Below are 17,622 nucleotides of genomic sequence, written 5' to 3'. Positions count from 1 at the left end.
AGGGGGAGATAGGTCACATCTTGGGGGGGATTGGATCACAAATCGGCCCAGAGTCCCGGTGGTTACTGGGCTCTGGGCCGATTCGGTCACGCTGGGCTCAGCGTTGGTCACCCGTACGGAACTAGCTGAGGCGCTCGATGACCATCGCCATGCCCTGGCCGCCGCCCACGCACATCGTCTCCAGGCCGAACTGCTTGTCGTGGAACTGGAGGGAGTTGATGAGCGTGCCGGTGATGCGGGCGCCGGTCATGCCGAAGGGGTGGCCGACGGCGATGGCGCCGCCGTTCACGTTCAGCTTCTCCAGCGGGATGTTCAGGTCGCGGTAGGAGGGGATCACCTGGGCGGCGAAGGCCTCGTTGATCTCGAAGAGGTCGATGTCGTCGACGGTCAGGCCGGCGCGCTGGAGGGCCTGCTTGCTGGCCTCCACCGGGCCGAGGCCCATGATCTCGGGGGAGAGGCCGGTGACGCCGGTCGACACGATGCGGGCGAGCGGGGTGAGGCCGAGCTCGCGGGCCTTGGTGTCGGACATGATCACGAGGGCGGCGGCGCCGTCGTTGAGGGGGCAGCAGTTGCCGGCCGTGACCATGCCGTCGGGGCGGAAGACGGGCTTGAGGCCCTGGACGCCCTCCAGCGTCACGCCCGCGCGCGGGCCGTCGTCCTTGCTGACGACCGTGCCGTCGGGGGTGGTGACCGGGGTGATCTCGCGCTCCCAGAAGCCGTTCTTGATGGCTTCCTCGGCGAGGTTCTGGGAGCGGACGCCGAACTCGTCCATGTCCTGGCGGGTGACGCCCTTGATGCGGGCGAGGTTCTCGGCGGTCTGGCCCATCGCGATGTAGGCGTCCGGGACGAGGCCGTCCTCGCGCGGGTCGTGCCAGGTCGAGCCCTCGGACTGGGCCACGGCCTCGGTGCGGGCCTCGGCCTCCGCGAAGAAGGGGTTGCGCGTGTCGGGGAGGGAGTCGGAGTTGCCCTTGGTGAAGCGGGAGACCAGCTCGACGCCGGCCGAGATGAAGACGTCGCCCTCGCCGGCCTTGATGGCGTGCAGGGCCATGCGGCTCGTCTGGAGGGACGAGGAACAGTAACGGGTGATGGTGCAGCCCGGGAGGTGGTCCATGCCCATCTGCACGGCGACGATGCGGCCGAGGTTGTTGCCCTGCTCGCCGCCGGGGAGGCCGCAGCCGAGCATCAGGTCGTCGATGTCCTTGGGGTCCAGCTCGGGGACCTTGGCGAGGGCGGCCTGAATGATCGTGGCGGTGAGGTCGTCCGGGCGGAGGTCCTTGAGGGAGCCCTTGAAAGCGCGGCCGATGGGGGAACGGGCGGTCGAGACGATCACGGCTTCGGGCATCACGGCTCCATGGGCGCTATGGGGTGGACGGGCAGGGCTGCTTGGGAAGTTACCCGCCCGTACCGCCCGGGTCACCGCTCCGACGGTGTGACTAGGACCGCATTTCTAAGCGCTTGCTTTCCTCACCTCGCCTACTGGAGCCATCCAGGCGCACGAAATTCCGAGACGCAGCCCCGCCCGGGGGGCGCGGGGAACCGCGCGCCAAGCCCCCGCAGGCCGGTAGCCGAGGAACGTCGGGCGGGCGGGGATCCGGGGCGCAGCCCCGCCTTGAGGGGCGCGGGGAACTGCGCGACCAGCCCCCACCGGTCGGCGGCCGAAGAACGCGGGGCGGGCGCAGGATCCGGGCGCAGCCCGCCCCGGGGCGTGGGGAGCTGCGCGACCAGCGCCCACGCGCCCGCAGCGGCAGGACACACCCCCGGCGCCCGCCGTCTCACGCGCCCGCCGCCTCACGCGGACGGCGTCGGCGCGGGAGCCGGGTCCGTGGCGGGGACACGCCGGCGCCGACGGCGCTTGAGGAGGGCCCACGGACCCCGCGGCCCCGTGGGCATCGCGGCCGTGACCTCCGTGCCCGGCTCGGACGCCGCCTCCGCCGCGGCCCGCGCGACCGGCAGGAAGCCCTCGCGGCGGGAGACGTCCGGGCGTTCCTCCTCGGCCGGCCAGAGGCCCAGCGCCGCGCAGACGGTGGGAAGGACGGCCATCGCCGCCGTCGCGTACCCCTCCGCCGAGGGGTGGTAGTTGTCGGGGCCGAACAGCTCGCGCGGATTCGCCTCGAACTCAGGCCCCAGCAGGTCGCCCAGCGAGACCGTACGGCCGCCCTGCTCGACCGTGCCGATGGTCTGCGCGGCGGCCAGCTGGCGCGAGGCGCGGCGGGCCAGCCAGCGCAGCGGTTGCTGGACCTGCTCCACCGTGCCCAGGTCGGGGCAGGTCCCGACGACCACCTCCGCCCCCGCCGTACGCAGCCGTCGCACCGCGGCCGACAGATGGCGGACCGACCGCGTCGGCGGCATCCGATGGGTGACATCGTTGGCGCCGATCATGATCACGCAGACGTCCGGCACCCGCGAGGTGTCCGCGAGGACGACCGCGACCTGCCGGTCGAGGTCGTCGGACTGGGCGCCGGGCAGTGCGACGTTGCACATCTCCACGGGGCGTTCGGCGACCGCCGCGAGCCCGGACGCCAGCAGCGCGCCGGGCGTCTGGCGGGCCCGGTGCACGCCCTGCCCGGCCGCCGTCGAGTCACCCAGCATGGTCAGCCGCAGCGGCGGCCCGTCCTGCACGGCGTACGCGTACCCGTAGAGACCGTCGGCGCGGGGCGCGTGCGCGTGCCCGTTGCCCACATGGCGCTTCGCCAGCTGTACCTCTGCCAGCACCACCCCGACCGCCGCGGCACCCACCAGCCCGATCCCGCCGCCGCCGTACGCGGCGCCCGCCGCGATCCGCCGTGCCACCCTCGCCCTCGACAAGCTCGACATACGTCGCCGCCACCTCCTTGTAGCCGTACAAACACTGCTTGCCCCGTGGAGCAGGTCGGCCAATCTCAACGGCGAGTGAACCGTCACCCAGGGCCTTAGGCTGACGGGACCATTCCTGTTAAAACGCAGCTCCGGAGACAACGGTGCAATTCCACGACTCGATGATCAGCCTCGTCGGCAACACCCCGCTGGTGAGGCTCAACAACGTGACCGCAGGCATCCAGGCGACCGTGCTGGCGAAGGTTGAGTACTTCAACCCCGGCGGGTCCGTGAAGGACCGCATCGCCCTGCGCATGATCGAGGCCGCGGAGGAGAGCGGCGCCCTCAAGCCCGGCGGCACGATCGTCGAGCCCACCAGCGGAAACACCGGGGTCGGGCTGGCCATCGTGGCCCAGCAGAAGGGCTACAAGTGCATCTTCGTCTGCCCCGACAAGGTGAGCACTGACAAGATCAACGTGCTGCGCGCGTACGGCGCCGAGGTCGTCGTCTGCCCCACGGCCGTCGACCCGGAGCACCCGGACTCGTACTACAACGTCTCCGACCGGCTGGTCCGTGAGACGCCCGGCGCCTGGAAGCCCGACCAGTACTCCAACCCGAACAACCCCCTCTCGCACTATCACTCCACCGGCCCCGAGCTGTGGGAGCAGACGGAGGGGAGGATCACCCATTTCGTGGCGGGCGTCGGCACCGGCGGCACGATCTCCGGGACCGGGCGCTATCTGAAGGACGCGAGCGACGGCAAGGTCAAGGTCGTCGGCGCCGACCCGGAGGGGTCCGTGTACTCCGGCGGGTCCGGGCGGCCGTACCTCGTCGAGGGCGTCGGTGAGGACTTCTGGCCGACGGCGTACGACCGTACGGTCGCGGACGAGATCGTGGCCGTGTCCGACAAGGACTCCTTCCAGATGACGCGGCGGCTCGCGAAGGAGGAGGGGCTGCTCGTCGGCGGCTCCTGCGGGATGGCCGTGGTCGCCGCGCTGCGGGTGGCCGAGCGGCTCGGACCCGACGACGTCGTGGTCGTGCTCCTCCCCGACAGCGGGCGCGGTTACCTCAGCAAGATCTTCAACGACGAGTGGATGGCCGACTACGGGTTCCTGGAGGACTCCGGCCCGAGCGCGCGCGTCGCGGACGTGCTCAACGACAAGGTGTCCGGCGCCATCCCCTCCCTCGTTCACATGCACCCGGACGAGACGGTCGGCGAGGCCATCGAGGTGCTGCGCGAGTACGGCGTCTCGCAGATGCCGATCGTCAAGCCGGGCGCGGGTCACCCGGACGTGATGGCCGCCGAGGTCGTCGGGTCCGTCGTCGAACGGGAGCTGCTCGACGCCCTGTTCACCCAGCGGGCCTCGTTGCAGGACCCGCTGGAGAAGCACATGTCGGCGCCGCTGCCGCAGGTCGGCTCCGGTGAACCGGTCGGCGACCTGATGTCCGTGCTCGGCAGCGCCGACGCGGCGATCGTGCTCGTCGAGGGCAAGCCCACCGGTGTCGTCAGCCGCCAGGACCTGCTGTCCTTCCTCGCCAAGGGCGGCGCCAAGCAGTAGGCGCCGACGGGCGGCCCGCGGGCAAGAAGGCGCCGGTCGGGGCGATTTCCGCAGGTGGCAGGAGGATATTTCCCGAAGTTCCCCTCCTGAGAGGGATCTTCCTGTCTTTCGGCAGGGAACTTCGCGGAAGTGGTACGAGCGCGTCACGTCCGCGCAGCACCCGCTTAACACGGGTCCGGCACATTAGTGGGTGTCGGCAGGGCGGGAGCGGCTCCCCGCCCCGGCCGACGCCAAAACGGCGCCAAGGACCTCCGGAGCGGCTCCCGGACCTCCATGGACGCCACGGACGCGCAAGCCCGGCCCTGACCCGGCCCGCGTCCCTCGCGGGGACCGCCGTCGTCCCGCCCCCCGGTAACGGGGGTGCGGCGGTCTCCGCGCAACACGTGAGAAGGGCCCGGCACCAGTCAGGTGCCGGGCCCTTCCCGTGTGTCCCGTGTGTACGCCGCGATCCGCCGACGCTCCTCGCTCGCCTAGTCCTCCCAGTCGGAGTCCGACTTGCCCCTGCGGCGGCCGAAGAAGTTCGGGGTGACGCGCGCGGCCTGGACCACGTTGACGCCCACGATGCCGGCCCAGGCGACCAGCAGGCCGGGCAGATGCGCCACGCCGCCGCCGATCGCGGACAGCGGGATCGCCAGGACCAGCGACACGATCCCGAAGCCGAAGCGCTCCCCCCACGAGTCGGTCGTCCCCTGTGGGGAGCGCGTACCGCGGGCCACCACCGTCTGTTGCTCGGCCAGCTGCCGCCGTACCCGGCGGTCCACCGCGCCGTCGACACGCTGTTCGACCTTCTCCAGGAACGAGTCGACGAGCGCGGACTCGTACTCCTCGCCCAACTCCCTGCGCGCGTGCAGGGTGGCGTCGAGTTCCTTCTTCAGTTCGGCGTCGCCGCCCGCTTCCCTACCGGTCATGCTGTTCACGTTACGGAGCGACGACCCCCGTGGCACTGGGGATAGCCCCCCTGTTGAGGCTGGGCTGCACCCCCGGGGATCCGCCGGACGGGCCCTAGGGGAGAAGGGTGACCAGGCTGGAGTCGAGGTCGAAGCGGGCGGCGGCCACATGCGCCGTGCTGAAGGCCGGGTCCGCCCGGATCGCGTCCCGGACCCAGGCCGCGTGCGCCCGCACGGTGTGGTCGGCCCAGTCCCCGGGCACCGCACGGGTACGGAGCGCAGCGGGCGTGATCTCGTCCACCAGAAGGGCGAGATGGCCGGGCACGGGTGGTGCCCCCGTACGCAGGTGTTCGAGCGTCGCCGCGACGGCCCCGCAGCGCTCGTGCCCCAGCACCAGCACGAGGGGAACGCCCAGCTCCTCCACCCCGTACTGGACGGATGCGAGGACCGCCTCGTCGAGCACCTGCCCGGCGGTCCTTATGCAGAGCAGGTCCCCGATCCCCTGGTCGAAGACCAGCTCGGGCGGGACACGGGAGTCGACGCAGCCGACGACGACCGCGAACGGGTGCTGCCCGGCGGCGAGGACATGCCGCCGGGCGCGCTCCTCGCGGGGATGACGGGGCTGCCCAGCGGCGTACCGCCGGTTGCCCGCGAGAAGTTCGTCGAGCGCCGCGCGGGCGGTCGCCGGCCGGGAGCGGGGCGCGGCGACGGCCGGAGTCGACGCGGTGGTGGTCAGTACGGAGGCGGTGGTCGCCGCCAGAAAGGCCCTGCGGTTCGGGGGCATGACGCTCCCTCAGGAGGTGTGCTTGTAACGCTTAATCACCGTACGCACACATGCACTCACCCTGAGTGTCGATTTAATGATCCTTGGTCGAATCGTCGTCGGATCATCGCTGCCGCGATACCGCCCCTTGATCAGGCGGCGGTGCTGTCCACGGGGAGGTCCAGGGGGCGCAGCTCGTCCGCGTACGAGACGGAGATCCGGCGCATCAGGCCGTCCTCGGTGATGTCGTACTGGCCCAGGCGCCACAGCGGCGGCGAGTACGCGTGGATCGACACCGCGTCGTCGGTGCCGCCGGTGAGACGGTGGATGTGCTCGGGGCCGAAGCAGAAGGACTCGCCCGCGCCGACGGTGACGGACGGATGGCTGCCGCCGATGCGCGGGTTGGACTCGGTCAGCGCGCCCTGCACGACGCCGACCGCGCCGGAGGAGATGTCGTGGTCGTGCCAGCCGGTGTCGTTGCGCCGGGTCCAGCACAGCAGCCAGACGTCGACGTACTCGTCGCGGTACAGCGACGCGTAGTGCCGCTCCTCGTCGGAGAACGCGACCTGTTCGCGCCAGAGTTCGGGGCGGGTGGCGAGGTCGTCGACGAGGGCCTGGAGCTCGCGCTTGTCGAGCGTGCGGTCCGGCAGGGCCTCGTACGTCATGGGGTGGCTCCCTTCAGGAGGCGGGCGGGGTTGACGGTGCGCAGGGCGTGGACGGCGGCGGCCGCGCCGAGGTCGGGGACGGTGGGTGAGGCGTAGGGGCGGTCGCTGCCGCTGACGACCACGTCGATGCCGACGGCCCGCACGAGCGCGTCCACGGCGCGCGTCCCGTACGAAGAGGTCTCGTAGAAGGCGTCGAAGTCGACCTCGCCGCGCCCGCCGCCGCGCGCCGCGAACCGCTCGCCGTGCAGCGGGGCGAGTCCGGCGAGGGCGGCGAAACAGACGCGCAGGCGGGGGTGACGGGCGCGGCCGAAGGCACGGAAGGCGAACCAGGACGCGTGCATCTGGTGGACGTACGGGACCAGCGCGGGCCACCAGGGCGGGGTGCCGGGGGTGGGCGGGGCCGTGCCCGGGTGGACGAACAGCGGCTTGTCGTGGCGGGTGAGGACGTCGAGGAGGGGTGCGCAGAAGTCCCAGCCGGCCGCGTCCAGCAGGGCGGTGGCGGGGAGTTGGAGGCCTGCGCAGCCCCGGCGGAGTTCACGCTCGACCGCGTCCGGGGCCGTTTCCGGTTCCGACAGGCAGGGCGAGGCCCAGACGCCGAAGGGGGCCGGGAGCGCGAGGGCGCCGTCATGGAAGGCGGCGAGCAGCGGGGCGGCCTCGGCGGGCGGCAGGTGTTCGATGCCGAGCGGGCTGGAGAGGGAGACCAGGGCCAGGTCCAGGCCGTCGGCCTGGGCGAGTGCGGTGCGGGCCGCGACGTCGTGGTCGGCCGGGTCGACCTCGTACGGCGGCTCGCCCGTCAGGTGCAGGGTCCAGCCGTCGAGGTACGGCGGTGCGGTGCGGGTGCGCAGTAGCTCGACGAAGGCGGGCGGCCAGATGTGCTGGTGGACGTCGGTGGGCACGCGGCGGTCCTCGGGTCCTCGGTCTTCGGTCTTCGGGGAGGGATGGGGTGGGCTCACTGGTCTGAGCGTGGTTAAGCGCTTCACTTATGCGGTTAACTTAAGCGGTTAACAAGCCTTTCTGTCAACCATGTACCCCTGGGGTGGAGGGCGCCGCGTGCCCACGATGCGGACGTGTCCCGGTAGGCTTCCCGGCATGGCCAGGCCCAATAAGCGCACCACCCTCCGGGAGGTGGCCGAGGCCACTGGTCTCTCCACCGCCGCCGTCTCCTACGCCCTGCGTGGCAAGCACGTCTCGAAGGAGACCGAGGAACGGGTACGCAAGGCCGCCGCCGAGCTCGGCTACGAGGCCGACCCCATCGCCCGCGCCCTCGCCAGCGGGCGCACCAGCATGGTCGGTGTCCTCGCGGGCGACCTCCAGGATCTCTGGCAGCAGCAGCTGATGGCTGCTATTGGCCGGGAGCTCCTTGCAGGCGACCGCTACGCGCTGATCCTCGACGCGGGCGGTGACCCCGACCGTGAGCTGAAGCTCGCCAAGCAGCTGCGCGACCAGCGTGTCGACGCGTTGCTGGTGTCGCCGGTGAATCCCTCGGCCGAGGGGTGGGCGGCGATCGCCGACGCGTTGCCGGTGGTGGCCGTCGGGGACTCGCTCAGCACGGCCCGTACCGCCGGGCAGGTCATCTTCGACAACCGGGCCGGCATCGATTCCGTCCTGGAATATCTGTACGGGCTCGGCCACCGCCGGGTGACCGTGCTGACCCCGACCCGGCCGAGCACGCCCGACCGGCCCGCCGACGTGTACGTCCGCGAGGCCGCCGAACGGCTCGGGCTGCGTGCCGAACTGGTTCCTTGCCCGCAGGAGTTGGGCGAGGCCACGGTCGTCGCCCGGCGCCTTCTGGACGGGCCTCGGCCCGCGACCGCCGTCTTCTGCTTCTCCGACTCGCTGGCGTACGGGGTGTACGCCGCCGCCGCCGAGGCCTCGCTCTCCGTCGGCCGGGACGTCTCGGTGGTCGGTTTCGACGACCACCCCGTGTCCCGGGTCCTCACCCCACCGCTGACCACGGTGGACTGGGGTCTCCCGGAGATCGCCGCGGAGGCGGCACGTCTGACCGTCGCGGCGATCGAGGGGAAGCGGGTCCGGAAGAAGCGGATCCTTTGCGCGCCGAGGATGAGCGAACGGGGCTCAGCGGTCCGGGTATAGCCCCACAGGATCCTCGCCCCCGCCGCCCCTACCCGTCCCATCCCCACCTGGGGACTCCGCCCCCAGACCCCCGCACGGCCTGAACGGCCTCGTCCTCAAACGCCGGACAGGCTGAAGATCCGGACCGGCCCAAGAGAGACACGACCTCCGCCCTCACCCCAGAACACCGGTCGACCCCAGGCTCTTACGTAGCGGCGCGGGGAACTGCGCGCCGGCCCCCGCCGGGCGGTAGCCGGACGACTACCGGCGGGCGGGGATCTGGGGCGCAGCCCCGGCTTCTCCAAGCCCGTCCACGCGCAGCCGAAGAACCACCCACTGGGTCCGGGGCGCAGCCCCGAGGGAGGGGATCACGTCAGCTTCTTGCTCTTCAGCCAGGTGTTGGCGACCGCGTCCGGGTCCTTCTTCTCCTTGTCCACCAGGCGGTTGAGCTTGGTCAGTTCCTCGGAGGTGAGGACGTTGCCGAGGGTGGCCAGGGCCTTGCGGACCTTCGCGTCGGCCTTGCGGGAGGCGATGAGGGGGACGATGTGCTGGGAGGGGATCAGGTTGAGGGGGTCGGTGAGGACGACCCAGCCGTTCTCGATGACGTCCACGTCCGTGGTGAAGACGTTGGCGACGTCGATGTCGCCCTTCTTCAGGGCGCCCTTGACCAGCGGGCCCGAGGAGTCGAGGGACTTGAACTCCTTGAACTCCACCCCGTAGCGGTCCTTGAGGCCCACGACACCGACGACCCGCTTCTTCATCTCGGCGGCGGCACCCAGGACCAGTTTGCCGTTGGCCTTGCGCAGGTCGGCGAGGGAGGTCAGACCGTACTCGGCCGCCGTCTCCTTGGTGACGGCGAAGCTGTCGCGGTCCTCGGCCGCCGCGTAGGGGAGAACCTCGAGGCCGCTGGGGAGCACGGTCGTCAGCGTGTTCTGCATCGCGCCGGCCTCGGTGTCCGTGGCCTTGTCGTCCAGGTACAGGAGCAGGCTGCCCTGGTATTCGGGGAGGAGATCGATGTCGCCGCCCTCCAGCGCGGGCACGACGATCTCGCGTGAGCCGAGGTTGGGGCGGACCTTCGTCTTGATGCCCGCGGCGTCCAGGACACCCGCGTACAGGTAGCCGAGGATCTGGTTCTCGGTGAAGTTGGCGGTGCCGATGGTCACGCCGCCGGCGCTGGATCCGGAGCCGCCGCCGCTGCCCCCGCCGGAACTGTCCAGTGAGGTGATGCCGCTGCTGCAGGCGGCCAGGGCGGGGACGGAGGCCGCGGCGAAGAGGCCGCCGAGCAGAGTCCTACGGTTCATGGTTCTTCGGCTCCTCAGTGGGCGGCGGTACGGCGGTGACGGAACAGGTAGCGCTGGAGTCCGGCCAGCGCGAGGTCGAGCACGACGGCGACGATCGCGACCAGCGCCGCCCCGCCGAGGACCTGGACGAGGTCGCGCTGCGCCAGGCCGTCGAAGACGTACCGGCCGAGGCCGCCGAAGCTGACGTACGCGGCGATCGTGGCGGTGGACACCACCTGGATGAGGGAGAGGCGCAGGCCCGTCATGATCAGGGGGAGGGCGAGCGGGATCTCGACCTGGAACAGGACCTGGTGGCCGCGCATGCCCTGGCCCCGCGCCGCGTCCTTCACCTCCGGGTCGACGGCGCTCATGCCGGCGTAGGTGTTGGTGACGATGGCCGGTACCGCGAGGACGACGAGGGCCACGTACACCGACCACAGCGACAGGCCGCTGACCAGGAAGACCAGGACGACCAGACCCACGGTCGGCAGCGCCCGGCCGAAGGAGGACAGGTTGATGGCGAGGAAGGCGCCCTTGCCGGTGTGACCGATCAGCAGGCCGAGCGGGAGCGCGATCGCGGCCGCGATGAGGGTGGCGAAGAGCGAGTACTCCAGGTGCTCGGCGATCCGGTGCGCGATGCCGTCGGTGCCGGCCCACTGATCGCCGCTGACCAGCCACTTGGCGAGGTTCTTGAAGAGTTCGTACATGTCAGGCTCGCCGCCTCGTCCACGGAGTGAGTACGTACTGGATCGCGACCAGCAGCGCGTCCGCGACCAGCGCGAGCAGCAGGGTCAGGACCACGCCGACGATCACCGGCGTCGGGAAGTTGCGCTGGAAGCCGTCCGTGAAGAGCTGGCCGAGTCCGCCGTCGCCGATGTAGGTGGCGACGGAGACCAGCGAGATCGACATGACCGTCGCGATCCGCACGCCCGCCATGATCACGGGGAGGGCGAGCGGGAGTTCGACGGTGAGCAGGGTCCGCAGCGGGCGGGTGCCCATCGCCTTGGCGGCTTCCTTGGTCTTCACGGGGACCGAGTCGAGGCCCTCGACCGTGTTCCGGAGCAGGACGACCAGGGTGTAGACCGTCAGGCCGATGACCGTGGTGGTGCGGGTCAGGCCGCTCACCGGGAGCAGGAGGACGAAGATCGCGATCGACGGGATCGTGAAGAGGACGTTCGAGAGGCCGAGGAGCACGCCGCGCAGGGCGCGCACCCGGTGGGCCACGACGGCCAGCGGGAGGGAGATCAGCAGGCCGAAGAAGACGGCCAGCAGCGCGGCCTGGAGGTGGGAGAGGGCGAGGGAGGTGAGGTCGTGGGTGTGGTCGCCTATCCAGGACCAGTCGACGGTCATATCGCCACGCTCGCGGTGCCGTGGGTGCCGTGCCCGTGCGCCTTGCTCGCGTGCTCGTGGATGTCGTCGCGGGAGGTGACGCCCGTGAGCACGCCCTCGGCGTCTACACGTGCCACCAGTCCGGTGGGCGAGGCGATGGACTCGTTGAGCGCCGCGAGCAGGGAGTCGGTGTCCTTGAGCGGTCGTACGGGGAGTTCGGCGTCGTCCGCGGTCGCACGCCAGTGCCGCGGCTTGCGGGCCTCGTCGAGGACGAGGGTCCAGGCGCCGCCCTCGGGGGCCGGGCCCTGCGGTACGTCGGCGAGGTGCTGGAGCGAGAGGAGCTTCAGGCCGCGCTCGGCGCCGAGGAAGTCGGCGACGAAGTCGTCCGCGGGGCGGGCGAGCAGGTCGGCCGGGGTCGCGCACTGCACCAGATGGCCGCCGGTGCGGAAGATCGCGATCTGGTCGCCGAGCCGGACGGCCTCGTCGATGTCGTGGGTCACGAAGACGATGGTCTTGCTGAGCTCCTTCTGGAGGCGGAGCAGTTCGTCCTGGAGCTGGGTGCGCACGACCGGGTCGACCGCGCCGAAGGGCTCGTCCATGAGCAGGACGGGCGGGTCGGCGGCGAGCGCGCGGGCCACGCCGACGCGCTGTTGCTGGCCGCCGGAGAGCTGGTGCGGGTAGCGCTTGCCGGCGTCGGCGGCGAGGCCGACGGTCTCCAGGAGCTCGGCCGCCCGCGCCCTGGCCTTCTTGCGGCCCCAGCCCAGCAGCAGCGGCACGGTGGCGATGTTGTCGAGCACCGTGCGGTGCGGGAAGAGGCCGGCCTGCTGGATGACGTACCCGATGGAGCGGCGCAGTTCGGCCGCGTCCTGTTCGAGGACGTCCTTGCCGCCGACGCGGATGGTGCCGGAGGTCGGATCGACCATTCGGTTGATCATCCGGAGGGTGGTGGTCTTACCGCAACCGGAAGATCCGACGAGGACGGTCACGCCGCCTTCCGGCATCTCCAGAGAGAGGTCGTGGACTGCGGTGGTGCCGTTGGGGAAGCGCTTGTGGACCGTGTCGAACTGGATCATGAGGTGTCCCTTGCCCGGTCTGCATATCGTCATGCAGAGTTCTCTGTACCTGAATAGGTTGTCAACGGTCCGGTGTTAATCACTGGTTACTTGTGGCCACCAGGCAAGATCCAATGTCCGGATTGAGGGGAGTTTTTGCTCTATGTCGTCTCGGAATGCGGACACGTCGCGTGCGGCGGTGGCCGGGCTCACCGCCGGTCTCGTGGTGCTCGACGGGTGCAGCACCGGTGTCACCGACATCGTGCGGCTCGCCGACGGGGCCGCGCGGCCCGTTCCCGGCACCGAGGCGATGAAGCGCGTCGAGCAGTCCTGGGACGCCGCCCGGCAGATCGCCGCCACCGGTCGCGTCTACGGACGCTCCACCGGCGTCGGCGCCAACCGGAACGAGGACGTGCCGACCGAGGCCGCCGCCGAGCACGGGCTGCGCCTGCTGCGCAGCCATGCCGGTGCCATCGGCGAGGAGCTCCCCGCGCGCCAGGTCCGGGCCATGCTCGCCGTCCGCGCCAACCAGCTCCTGGCGGGCGGAGCGGGCCTGCGGCCCACCGTCGTCACGGCACTGTGCGAGGCCCTGGAGACCGGCGCGTACCCGGTCGTGAACGAGTTCGGGTCGGTGGGTACGGGGGACATCGCGGCGCTGGCCCAGGTGGGACTTGCGCTGGTCGGGGAGCATCCCTGGCGGGGGCCGGAGCAGGGCATGCCGCCCCAGGTGCAGGCTCCGTCGGTCCGGACCCAGGGGCCGTCGCCGCTCGGTCTCGGGGAGAGGGTGACGTCCTTCGGGGAGGAGGTGTCGTCCGTCGGGCAGGGCCTGCCCCCCGAACCCCAGCCCCTCGACAACAACGACGCCCTCGCCCTCATCAGCAGCAACGCCCTCACCCTCGGGCAGTCCGCGCTCGCCCTGGACGAACTGCGGGGACTGATCGAGGCCACCCAGGTCGTCGCCGCGCTGTCCCTGCTGGCCGTCGACGGATCGCACGAGGCGTACGCGGCGCCCGTGCACGCCGCGCGCCCGCACAAGGGCTCGGCTGAAGTCGCGCGTCGGATGCGGGAGTTGATCGGAGCGGCGGACCGGCCCACCCCGCCGCTCGGGCGGATCCAGGACCCGTACGGCTTCCGGTGCGTCCCGCAGATCCACGGGCCCGCGCAGGACGCCGCGGACGCCCTCGAAGAGGTCCTGGTCGTCGAGATCAACGCCGCCGCCGAGAACCCCCTCATCTCGCCCGAGGACATGGCCGCTTACCACCACGGCGGCTTCTACCAGGCCCAACTCGCCCTCGCCCTCGACCACTTCAGGCTCGCCGTCACCCAGGTGGCGCGGCTGTCGACCTCCCGGCTCTCCACCCTCAACGAACCCGCCTACACCCGCCTGCGCCCCTTCCTCGCCGACCACGAGCCCGCGTCCTCCGGCGTGATGATCCTGGAGTACGCCGCCGCGGCCGCCCTAGGCGACCTGCGCGCCTTCTCCGCGCCCGCCTCGCTCGGCCACGCTGTACTCTCCCGGGGCGTCGAGGAACAGGCGAGCTTCGCCTCGCTCGCCGCACGGCAGACACTGCGGGCGTGCGGTGCCTACCGTCTCGTCGTGGGCTGCGAACTGGTCTCCGCCGTACGGGCGCTGCGCCAGCGCGATCTGCGGCCCGACCCGGAGCTGCCGGTCGGACGGGCGATGGAGCTGGCCGAGTCCGTGCTCGGCCTGGACCAGACCGACCGGCCGCTGACGGACGACGTGACGGCGGCGGCCGCGCTGCTCGACCGGTTCACGGACATCTGGAGGGGGAGCGAGTCATGAGCGTGGACAGGAGCACGGACGTGAGCGCGGAGGCGAAAGCCGGCATGAAGGCCGGTGTGAAGGCCGACGTGAAGGCCGACGTGAAAGTCGGCATGAATGCCGACGAGAGCGTGATGGACAGTCCCGCCGGTCGTCTGCAGGCGCTCTTCGAGGGGCACCGGCTGACGCCCACCCAACGGCGCATCGCGCACAGCATGGTGCGCAGCGCCGCCGACGTGCCGTTCCTCTCCAGCGTCGAACTCGCCGAACTCGCCGGGGTCAGCCAGCCCTCCGTCACCCGCTTCGCGGTCGCGCTCGGCTTCGACGGCTACCCGGCGCTGCGCAAGCACCTGCGCGAGGTCGCGCCCACCGAACAGACGGCGGCCCCGGGCTCGTACAACGAGTACCAGCAGGCCGTCGAGGCCGAGATCGAGAACCTGAAGCACCTCGCCGAGGTGCTCGCCGACCCGCGCCCGGTGCAGCGCGCGGGACGGTTGCTCGCCGCCTCCCGTCCGCTCCCGGTGCTCGGGCTGCGCGCCGCCGCCTCCCAGGCGTACGGCTTCGCGTACTTCGCCGCCAAGGTCCACCCGGACGTACGGCTGCTGCACGAGGGCGGCACCATGCTGCACGACCGCATCGACGCGGCCGTCCACGCCGGAGCCACCGCCCTGCTCTGCTTCGCGCTGCCCCGCCACCCGCGCGAGGTCGTGGACTCGCTCGCCTACGCCAAGGAGGCCGGGCTGACGGTGGTGACGGTCGCGGACTCCGCGTTCGCGCCGGTCGCCAAGGTCTCGGACCTCCTCCTGCCCGCCGCCGTCGGCACCGGGCTCGCCTTCGACACGGCCTGCTCCCCGATGCTCCTCGGGCGCGTCCTGCTGGAGGCGATGTGCGACGACATCCCGGACGCCCAGACGCGGCTGGAGGAGTTCGACGCGCGGGCCGCGGCCAGGGGCCTGTTCGTGGAGTAGTCACGGTTCGGTGGAGCGGCCCCGCTTCTCAGACTCGTCTCACCTTCGCTCGTTAGCGTGCCCGCCCAAAGACGCTGAAGACGTAAGGCACGGGAGGCGGAGAACGTGGCGCGCGGAGGGCATGGGCTGGCTCGGGTGGCCGTCGTGGTGAGAGCCGGGGCGGCACCACTGTGGTGGTTCGGTGTGTTCGCGACGGGTATCGGGGTGCTGTTGCCGGGGCTGACCGGACGCCGGATCGGGGTCATGGCCGGGGCCGCGCTGTTCATCCTCGCGGCCGCCGTGGTGGCGTGCACCCGCAGGAAGCGGTACGCCGCACTCGTCCGCTCGGCCGCACGCGCGAGCAAGCAGGACGTGCTCCAGGACCGGGCCGTGACGGTACACAACTGGCGCCGGGGCCATCGCTGGTGGCTGCTGCTCGCCTTCGTGGCCGCGCTCGGCAGCTCCTTCGCGGTGCCCACCGCGGGCGGCATGCTGCTCGCCGGTGCGGGCGTCGGGCTGTGGCTCAAGGCCGGCTGGCTCGGGCGCCGGGAACGCACCGAGGAGGCGCTGATCTGGGTGCGCGTCGACTGGCTCGGGCGACGTGCCGGGGCTCCGGCCGGAAAGCCGGTCAAGGCCTGCCGGAGCACCGGAGTGGCGGCCGGCGACGCCGCGCCCGGCGGAGCGCGACGCCGCTGACCCGAGGCGGCGACTGGGGGTCGCTACACCTCGAGGTCCGCCTCGATCCTCTTCAGCTGGTGCCGGGCCATCGCCAGGTTGGACCGTTTGGCGTCGAGCACCAGGTACAGGAAGAGCCCGTTGCCGCCGCGCCCCTTGATCAGCCGGATCAGGTGGTACTGGTCGGACAGCGTGATCAGGATGTCCTCGATCTCGCCCTTCAGTCCGAGGTGCTCCATGGTGCGGATCTTGGCGCGGACGACGTCGGTGTTGCCCGCCGCGGCCACGGTGAGGTCGAAGCCCTTGCTGCCGCCGATCGTGCCCAGCGCCATTCCGCTGGTGTAGTCGACGAGGGCGGCTCCGGTCGCGCCCTCGATCGAGGCGAGTGCTTCCTTCAGCGCGGTTTCGGTGTTCGTCATGGTGTGGTTCTTCCTTTCGGCTTGTCGGTCCGACTTTTCGGCCCGACCTTCGGTCCGACTCTTCGGTCAGCTTTCCGATGCGGTGGGGGTGTTGGGGGCGGGGGTCGGGGGCGTTCGGGGAGTGCCGCGCGCCGTACGGGTGCGCGTCGGCATGGAGGCGGGCCGTGTGGGAGCCCGCGCCGGGGCGACCGGTTCGCCGCGCGCCGTCGCGGCCTCCACGAGCTCGCCGATCCGGGTACCGGAACGGCGCCCCTCCAGATGCAGCCGGCCGACGTTGACCCGGTCCTGGGCCAGCAGCGTCAGCACGGCGGAGCCGCCCGCCGCGTAGGTCGCCACATAGCCGTCGACGCCGCGCACCAGCAGCTCGCGGAACTCGCCCTGCCCGGTGGCGTCCGCCATCCGCACGGCCACCCCCAGCGCGGCCGCGGTGAGCGCGGCCACGCCCTCGGGCTCCACTCCGGGTGTGTCGTGGGCGAGTACGAGTCCGTCGACGCTGGCCGCCAGCGCACCGGTCAGCTGGGGCACGCGGGCCCTCAACCGGTGCAGCTCGTCGAGGACTTCGGGTTCCGCCGCCATCAGCAGTCTCCTCTCGGCACGCTGTCGCAGCGCGCGGATCACAGGGCCTCCAGCGCGTCTCGGAGCCGGCGCAACAACGCGACGTCGGGATCGGCGGAAGACTGGGTGAGCACCTTGGGCAACGGCGCACGCTCCGGCGCGTTCGCCGCCGTGACGAACCCGGCCGCGGCCAGCCGGCGGACGTCGACGAGGGTGTGGAACGCGGGCCGCCCCAGGGCGAGCGAGATGTCCGACGCCGTCCGCAGACCGTCCACCCGGCCGAGCACGGCCCACTGGCGCAGAGGGACCGACGGTTCGGCGGCGCGCCGGGCGCGCGCCAACGGGGCGGTGTCCGTCGCCGGGTCGGGCCAGACCCGGTGCAGCAGCTGGCGGCGGCGCAGCGTCTCACGCTCCACCGCGGCCACGGGCACGGGACGCACGGGGCCGAGCCAGTGCGCGGCCCCGTAGCGGAACCGGGCCGGAGTGCTGCTCGGCCCCAGCACGAAGTACGCCGCGTCGTACAGCGCCCCGAGATGGCACAACTCCAGCGCGCCCTCGGCGATCCGCCCGTGCTCGACCAGGAACCGCCCGACCCGCCGCCGTGCCCCGGCCTCGGCGACCGCCTCCCGCCAGGACTCGGGCGCCAGCACTCCGCGCGCGGTGAGCAGCACGTCGAGCGAGGGGGTGGCGGGGCTCTCGGCGTGCACGACCTCTCCGTCACAGAGGTAGAGCACCCCGCGTTCGCGCACCAGCACGCCGGTGGCCCGCTCGGCGGCGAGTCGGCTGAGCATGGGCGAGAGGCCGACGGGGACCGCCGCCCTGTCGTTGTTGTTGTTGTTGTT

At 71.7% G+C, this 17,622-nt stretch carries 18 protein-coding genes; 5 read left to right on the top strand and 13 right to left on the bottom strand.

The window, feature by feature from the left end; all coding sequences use genetic code 11:
* Positions 1-121 precede the first annotated feature (121 nt).
* Entirely contained in the window at positions 122-1,342 is a 1,221-nt protein-coding gene (locus ACZ7M3_RS44075) for an acetyl-CoA C-acetyltransferase (RefSeq protein ID WP_075027325.1), read from the bottom strand.
* Positions 1,343-1,788: 446 nt separating this feature from the next.
* On the bottom strand, positions 1,789-2,814 hold the full coding sequence (locus ACZ7M3_RS44070; RefSeq protein ID WP_472071370.1) for an SGNH/GDSL hydrolase family protein: 1,026 nt from the start codon (positions 2,812-2,814) through the stop codon (positions 1,789-1,791).
* Positions 2,815-2,957: 143 nt separating this feature from the next.
* Here ACZ7M3_RS44070 and ACZ7M3_RS44065 point away from each other — a divergent pair, with 143 nt between their 5' ends.
* A complete protein-coding gene (locus ACZ7M3_RS44065; RefSeq protein ID WP_054237278.1) occupies positions 2,958-4,352 on the top strand; it encodes a cystathionine beta-synthase in 1,395 nt (464 codons plus the stop codon).
* Between the two features lie 470 nt (positions 4,353-4,822).
* Here the strand turns inward: ACZ7M3_RS44065 and ACZ7M3_RS44060 are convergent, their stop codons facing one another.
* From ACZ7M3_RS44060 to ACZ7M3_RS44045, 4 genes are all read right to left on the bottom strand, one after another.
* Entirely contained in the window at positions 4,823-5,260 is a 438-nt protein-coding gene (locus tag ACZ7M3_RS44060) for a hypothetical protein (protein WP_388528575.1), read from the bottom strand.
* A 94-nt stretch (positions 5,261-5,354) separates the two neighbouring features.
* Positions 5,355-6,023 (bottom strand): carbonic anhydrase, encoded by a 669-nt coding sequence (locus ACZ7M3_RS44055; RefSeq protein WP_472071367.1) that lies wholly within the window; start codon positions 6,021-6,023, stop codon positions 5,355-5,357.
* A 131-nt stretch (positions 6,024-6,154) separates the two neighbouring features.
* Positions 6,155-6,667, bottom strand: coding sequence for a cysteine dioxygenase (locus ACZ7M3_RS44050; protein WP_472071365.1), 513 nt, complete (start codon positions 6,665-6,667; stop codon positions 6,155-6,157).
* Complete coding sequence (locus ACZ7M3_RS44045) at positions 6,664-7,563, bottom strand: amidohydrolase family protein (protein ID WP_472071363.1); 900 nt, start codon at positions 7,561-7,563, stop codon at positions 6,664-6,666. The genes ACZ7M3_RS44050 and ACZ7M3_RS44045 overlap by 4 nt, the downstream gene beginning before the upstream one ends.
* A gap of 193 nt (positions 7,564-7,756) precedes the next feature.
* On the opposite strand from ACZ7M3_RS44045, the gene ACZ7M3_RS44040 reads away from it, so the two are divergent.
* Complete coding sequence (locus ACZ7M3_RS44040) at positions 7,757-8,761, top strand: LacI family DNA-binding transcriptional regulator (protein WP_075027330.1); 1,005 nt, start codon at positions 7,757-7,759, stop codon at positions 8,759-8,761.
* Positions 8,762-9,108: 347 nt separating this feature from the next.
* On the opposite strand, the gene ACZ7M3_RS44035 is transcribed toward ACZ7M3_RS44040, so the two are convergent.
* The 4 genes from ACZ7M3_RS44035 to ACZ7M3_RS44020 are packed head-to-tail and all read right to left on the bottom strand — an operon-like array spanning position 9,109 to position 12,422.
* On the bottom strand, positions 9,109-10,041 hold the full coding sequence (locus ACZ7M3_RS44035) for an ABC transporter substrate-binding protein (RefSeq protein WP_472071361.1): 933 nt from the start codon (positions 10,039-10,041) through the stop codon (positions 9,109-9,111).
* A gap of 14 nt (positions 10,042-10,055) precedes the next feature.
* Positions 10,056-10,727 carry an ABC transporter permease gene (locus tag ACZ7M3_RS44030; RefSeq protein ID WP_075027332.1) on the bottom strand — a complete coding sequence of 224 codons (672 nt, stop codon included), beginning with the start codon at positions 10,725-10,727 and terminating at the stop codon, positions 10,056-10,058.
* A gap of 1 nt (position 10,728) precedes the next feature.
* Positions 10,729-11,370: an ABC transporter permease gene (locus ACZ7M3_RS44025; protein ID WP_099922288.1), complete on the bottom strand. Its 642-nt coding sequence runs from the start codon at positions 11,368-11,370 to the stop codon at positions 10,729-10,731.
* Complete coding sequence (locus ACZ7M3_RS44020; protein WP_472071358.1) at positions 11,367-12,422, bottom strand: ABC transporter ATP-binding protein; 1,056 nt, start codon at positions 12,420-12,422, stop codon at positions 11,367-11,369. Before ACZ7M3_RS44020 ends, ACZ7M3_RS44025 begins: the two co-directional genes overlap by 4 nt.
* Positions 12,423-12,564: 142 nt before the next feature.
* On the opposite strand from ACZ7M3_RS44020, the gene ACZ7M3_RS44015 reads away from it, so the two are divergent.
* The 3 genes from ACZ7M3_RS44015 (at position 12,565) to ACZ7M3_RS44005 (ending at position 15,827) form a co-directional block, all read left to right on the top strand.
* A complete protein-coding gene (locus ACZ7M3_RS44015; RefSeq protein WP_472071356.1) occupies positions 12,565-14,205 on the top strand; it encodes an aromatic amino acid ammonia-lyase in 1,641 nt (546 codons plus the stop codon).
* Positions 14,206-14,297: 92 nt separating this feature from the next.
* Positions 14,298-15,152, top strand: a complete 855-nt coding sequence (locus ACZ7M3_RS44010) for a MurR/RpiR family transcriptional regulator (RefSeq protein WP_388399160.1) — start codon at positions 14,298-14,300, stop codon at positions 15,150-15,152.
* Between the two features lie 105 nt (positions 15,153-15,257).
* Positions 15,258-15,827, top strand: coding sequence for a hypothetical protein (locus tag ACZ7M3_RS44005; protein WP_472071354.1), 570 nt, complete (start codon positions 15,258-15,260; stop codon positions 15,825-15,827).
* A gap of 23 nt (positions 15,828-15,850) precedes the next feature.
* On the opposite strand, the gene ACZ7M3_RS44000 is transcribed toward ACZ7M3_RS44005, so the two are convergent.
* From ACZ7M3_RS44000 to ACZ7M3_RS43990, 3 genes are all read right to left on the bottom strand, one after another.
* Positions 15,851-16,225 carry a roadblock/LC7 domain-containing protein gene (locus ACZ7M3_RS44000; RefSeq protein WP_054231414.1) on the bottom strand — a complete coding sequence of 125 codons (375 nt, stop codon included), beginning with the start codon at positions 16,223-16,225 and terminating at the stop codon, positions 15,851-15,853.
* A gap of 66 nt (positions 16,226-16,291) precedes the next feature.
* Complete coding sequence (locus tag ACZ7M3_RS43995; protein WP_351301011.1) at positions 16,292-16,801, bottom strand: roadblock/LC7 domain-containing protein; 510 nt, start codon at positions 16,799-16,801, stop codon at positions 16,292-16,294.
* A gap of 38 nt (positions 16,802-16,839) precedes the next feature.
* Positions 16,840-17,571: a transcriptional regulator gene (locus ACZ7M3_RS43990; RefSeq protein ID WP_351301206.1), complete on the bottom strand. Its 732-nt coding sequence runs from the start codon at positions 17,569-17,571 to the stop codon at positions 16,840-16,842.
* Positions 17,572-17,622: the final 51 nt, after the last annotated feature.

The organism is Streptomyces sp. NPDC111656, from assembly GCF_055656965.1.
The sequence above is the reverse complement of the archived record's forward strand: the minus strand, read 5'-3'. Positions and strand labels throughout refer to the sequence as shown.

Bases quoted from the DNA above. Each gene is read 5' to 3' on its own strand.
- ACZ7M3_RS44030 (WP_075027332.1), bottom strand. From the start codon at position 10,727: ATGTACGAACTCTTCAAGAACCTCGCCAAGTGGCTGGTCAGCGGCGAT.
- ACZ7M3_RS44025 (WP_099922288.1), bottom strand. From the start codon at position 11,370: ATGACCGTCGACTGGTCCTGGATAGGCGACCACACCCACGACCTCACC.
- ACZ7M3_RS44020 (WP_472071358.1), bottom strand. From the start codon at position 12,422: ATGATCCAGTTCGACACGGTCCACAAGCGCTTCCCCAACGGCACCACC.
- ACZ7M3_RS43990 (WP_351301206.1), bottom strand. From the start codon at position 17,571: ATGCTCAGCCGACTCGCCGCCGAGCGGGCCACCGGCGTGCTGGTGCGC.
- ACZ7M3_RS44070 (WP_472071370.1), bottom strand. From the start codon at position 2,814: ATGTCGAGCTTGTCGAGGGCGAGGGTGGCACGGCGGATCGCGGCGGGC.
- ACZ7M3_RS44015 (WP_472071356.1), top strand. From the start codon at position 12,565: ATGTCGTCTCGGAATGCGGACACGTCGCGTGCGGCGGTGGCCGGGCTC.
- ACZ7M3_RS44000 (WP_054231414.1), bottom strand. From the start codon at position 16,225: ATGACGAACACCGAAACCGCGCTGAAGGAAGCACTCGCCTCGATCGAG.
- ACZ7M3_RS44010 (WP_388399160.1), top strand. From the start codon at position 14,298: ATGAATGCCGACGAGAGCGTGATGGACAGTCCCGCCGGTCGTCTGCAG.
- ACZ7M3_RS43995 (WP_351301011.1), bottom strand. From the start codon at position 16,801: ATGGCGGCGGAACCCGAAGTCCTCGACGAGCTGCACCGGTTGAGGGCC.
- ACZ7M3_RS44060 (WP_388528575.1), bottom strand. From the start codon at position 5,260: ATGACCGGTAGGGAAGCGGGCGGCGACGCCGAACTGAAGAAGGAACTC.
- ACZ7M3_RS44075 (WP_075027325.1), bottom strand. From the start codon at position 1,342: ATGCCCGAAGCCGTGATCGTCTCGACCGCCCGTTCCCCCATCGGCCGC.
- ACZ7M3_RS44050 (WP_472071365.1), bottom strand. From the start codon at position 6,667: ATGACGTACGAGGCCCTGCCGGACCGCACGCTCGACAAGCGCGAGCTC.
- ACZ7M3_RS44055 (WP_472071367.1), bottom strand. From the start codon at position 6,023: ATGCCCCCGAACCGCAGGGCCTTTCTGGCGGCGACCACCGCCTCCGTA.
- ACZ7M3_RS44040 (WP_075027330.1), top strand. From the start codon at position 7,757: ATGGCCAGGCCCAATAAGCGCACCACCCTCCGGGAGGTGGCCGAGGCC.
- ACZ7M3_RS44035 (WP_472071361.1), bottom strand. From the start codon at position 10,041: ATGAACCGTAGGACTCTGCTCGGCGGCCTCTTCGCCGCGGCCTCCGTC.